The organism is Kitasatospora sp. NPDC057542 (assembly GCF_042801945.1).
In the GTDB taxonomy this organism is placed as follows: domain Bacteria; phylum Actinomycetota; class Actinomycetes; order Streptomycetales; family Streptomycetaceae; genus Kitasatospora.
Genome location: NZ_JBHVFE010000715.1, coordinates 1 through 2824 on the forward strand (window position 1 = coordinate 1; position 2824 = coordinate 2824).

Sequence of the window (2824 nt, forward strand, 5' to 3'; positions counted from 1 at the left end):
CCCCTCGCACGCCGAGGGGCCGCCGCCCGGACGTCACCGCCCGGAACGGCCCGAGGCGAGCACGCTCCCCCGGCAGTAGAGGCCCGCCGCCACCTCGACGACCAGCACGACCATGCCGAGCCAGGTGGCGATCCGGAAAGCCCCCCAGGTGACGAACACGACCACGGCGACCATCGCCACCGCCAGGACCACGAACATCAGCGTGATCACCACGCCGCCCAGCAACCGTTTGCCCCGGCCCGCCGGACCCGCCTTCCGCAGCTCATCGTCCGCGCTGTACCCCTGCCCGTCGTCCCCGCTCATGCGCCCCTCCTCCCGGACTCTCCCCAGCCTAACCAGCGGAGCCTCGGACGTGGACCCCGCCCGACCCTCTTCCGCATCGGCCCGGGGATGTAAACCCGTGGGCCAATACGAGGTGACGGATGATCAATCGACGGGCTGATGCTGCCCGCCCGGCCCGCGTGACAGCGTTCCGCGCATGGACACCACGCCGATGGACAGCACGCCGACGAACAGCCCCTCGACGGACGCCACGCCGACCGCACGCCGCACCGGACCGACCCGCCGCCGCATGCTGGGCACCGCGCTCGCCCTGGGCGCCGTCGCGCCGCTGGGCCTCGCCCGCACCGCCTCGGCCTCGGCCGCGCCCGCCTCCTCCGGCACCGCCCCCTCCGGCACCGGCTCCCCCACACGGCTCACCCTGCCCGCGCCCACCGGCCCCTTCCCGGTGGGCATGGTGCCGCTGCACCTGCGCGACGAGTCCCGGCTGGACCCGAACGCCAGGCCCGGAAAGTTCCGCGAGCTGATGGCCACCGTCTGGTATCCGGCCCGGGCCGCGGACGCCGACACGTACCCGCTCGCGCCCTGGATGACCGAGGGCGCCCTGAAGGCCTTCCTCGACGACGTCGGCTTCCCGCTCCCCCTCACGCTCGCCCCGCTCACCGCAGGCCACCAGGGCGCGCCCGTCCACCGGACCGGCCGGCCGCTGCCCGTCGTCCTCTACTCGCACGGCGCGGGCAGCCACCGGGCCGACCACACCATCGTGGTCCAGGAGTTGGCCAGCCACGGCTTCGCCGTCGTCACCGTCGACCACACCCACGACGGCATCACCGAGTTCCCGGACGGGACGGTCGTCACCCGGGACGGCGTCGCCCCGGGGCTGTACCCGAGGGACTACGCGGCCGACCTGCTCTTCCTGCTCGACCGCGTCGTCGACCTCGCCAACGGCCGCAACCCCGACGTCGACGGCCGCGCCCTGCCGGCCGGCCTGCTCGGCGGCCTGGACGCGCGGAACATCGGCGCCTTCGGCTGGTCCAAGGGCGGCACCGGCGCCGCGCTCGCCATGATCGCCGACCAGCGCATCCGCGCCGCCATCTCCCTCGACGGGCCGATGGCGTGCAATCCCCCCATCACCACCGACATCGACCGGCCGTTCATGATGATGACCGCCGACTTCGCCCGGGCCGTCAACCCGTACGCCGAGACCTTCTGGGGCCACCTGCGCGGCTGGCGCCTCGACGTCCAGGCCACCGGCGCCGTCCACGGCTCGTACGGCGACAACATGACGCTGGTCCCCCAGGCGGGCAGGCTGCTCGGCATGACCGAGCAGCAGATCCAGTCCCAGGTCGGCACCCTCGACCCCGACCGCGGCGTGCTCATCCAGCAGGCCTACCCGCGCGCCTTCTTCGACCTCCACCTGCGCAACCGGCACTGCGGCAACCTGCTCGACGGGCCGTCGAAGGCCTTCCCGGAGGTCGTGTACCACCCGTAGGCCCGGTACGGCGGCGGGCGGCCGCCACGGGGTTGCGGCCGCCCGTCCCTTCCCCCGACCGCCGACCCGGCACAACACCACCGGCACAGCCCCGGATCATTCCACCACCGTGCCGATGGCATGCCCCTTCTGCCGGAGGAAGGGCTCCTCGGTGACGTCCCGCGAGTCCAGCTGCAACCGCTCGCCGGCATCGTCCTTGACGTACCGGAAGTACCGCTCGCACGTCACCGCCCCCGAATCGGAGGTCAGCACGGCACTCGCGCCCCGCCCCGCATCCTCGATCCGCTCGTAGCGCCAGGTGCCCTTGAAGTGCTCCTGCTGGTCGGACGCCGGCTTGAAGCACACCGCCGGCAGCAGGCTCACCTGCCCGAGCTCGCCACCCTTCAGGAACTCGATCTCGCCGGCCCCCGACCGCCAGTACCCGACCACCGGCGCGTTCTCCCCGCTCCCACCGGCGCACCCCACCACCAACGACAACAGCCCCGCCAGCACCACGGCCCGCCCGCGAACGCCGTTCACCGCCCGCCTCCGTTTCCGGACTCCCCCGCGCTCACCACTGCCACTCAGGACTTCGTCATCAGGAAGCCCGGGCTCTTCAGGAGCCACAGGTCCTTACCGTTCTCCTCGGCCGTCAACCAGAACCCGCACGTGCCCCCGTCGTCCTTCCGCTTCGCCTCCACGTAGACCGCGGGACCGACGTCGTCGAAGAAGGACTTCTTCCACCGCCCCTCGATCTCCGTCGGCCGCGCCTTGTCCGCCGCAGAGCTGCTGCACACGTACGCCGGCACCTGCGCGGACCCGACCCGCCCCTCCGGCAGGAACTCCACGACGGCCGTCCCCCCGCTCCACCGCCCGACCGGATCCGGCACCTCGGGCCAGGACGGCCGGAGCTTCTGCCACGCGGCCCACCCGGCCCACCCCAGCCCGCCCGCGACCACCAGCCCGGCAGCCAGACTCCACAGCACGATTCGCAGGTCCTTCACGCACCCCTCCCTCAAAGGATCTCCCGCACACCGGCGAACACCGGGAGCGCCCCATCCGACGACCGGATGG

The 2824-nt window shown here is 73.1% G+C and carries 4 protein-coding genes; 1 reads left to right on the plus strand and 3 read right to left on the minus strand.

The genetic code is table 11. The features are described from left to right. Nucleotides 1-33 precede the first annotated feature (33 nt). The gene (locus ACFU7Y_RS42555) at nt 34-303 is read right to left on the minus strand and encodes a hypothetical protein (protein ID WP_380771817.1); all 270 of its coding nucleotides are present in this window, start codon (nt 301-303) and stop codon (nt 34-36) included. 175 nt (nt 304-478) lie between these two features. Here ACFU7Y_RS42555 and ACFU7Y_RS42560 point away from each other — a divergent pair, with 175 nt between their 5' ends. Continuing rightward, nucleotides 479-1771: an alpha/beta hydrolase family protein gene (locus tag ACFU7Y_RS42560; protein ID WP_380771819.1), complete on the plus strand. Its 1293-nt coding sequence runs from the start codon at nt 479-481 to the stop codon at nt 1769-1771. Nucleotides 1772-1867: 96 nt separating this feature from the next. Here the strand turns inward: ACFU7Y_RS42560 and ACFU7Y_RS42565 are convergent, their stop codons facing one another. After that, nucleotides 1868-2290 (minus strand): hypothetical protein, encoded by a 423-nt coding sequence (locus tag ACFU7Y_RS42565; RefSeq protein WP_380771821.1) that lies wholly within the window; start codon nt 2288-2290, stop codon nt 1868-1870. Between the two features lie 44 nt (nt 2291-2334). Then, nucleotides 2335-2754: a hypothetical protein gene (locus ACFU7Y_RS42570; RefSeq protein ID WP_224284576.1), complete on the minus strand. Its 420-nt coding sequence runs from the start codon at nt 2752-2754 to the stop codon at nt 2335-2337. Between the last annotated feature and the right edge of the window lie 70 nt (nt 2755-2824).

Bases quoted from the DNA above. Each gene is read 5' to 3' on its own strand.
- ACFU7Y_RS42560 (WP_380771819.1), top strand. From the start codon at position 479: ATGGACACCACGCCGATGGACAGCACGCCGACGAACAGCCCCTCGACG.
- ACFU7Y_RS42555 (WP_380771817.1), bottom strand. From the start codon at position 303: ATGAGCGGGGACGACGGGCAGGGGTACAGCGCGGACGATGAGCTGCGG.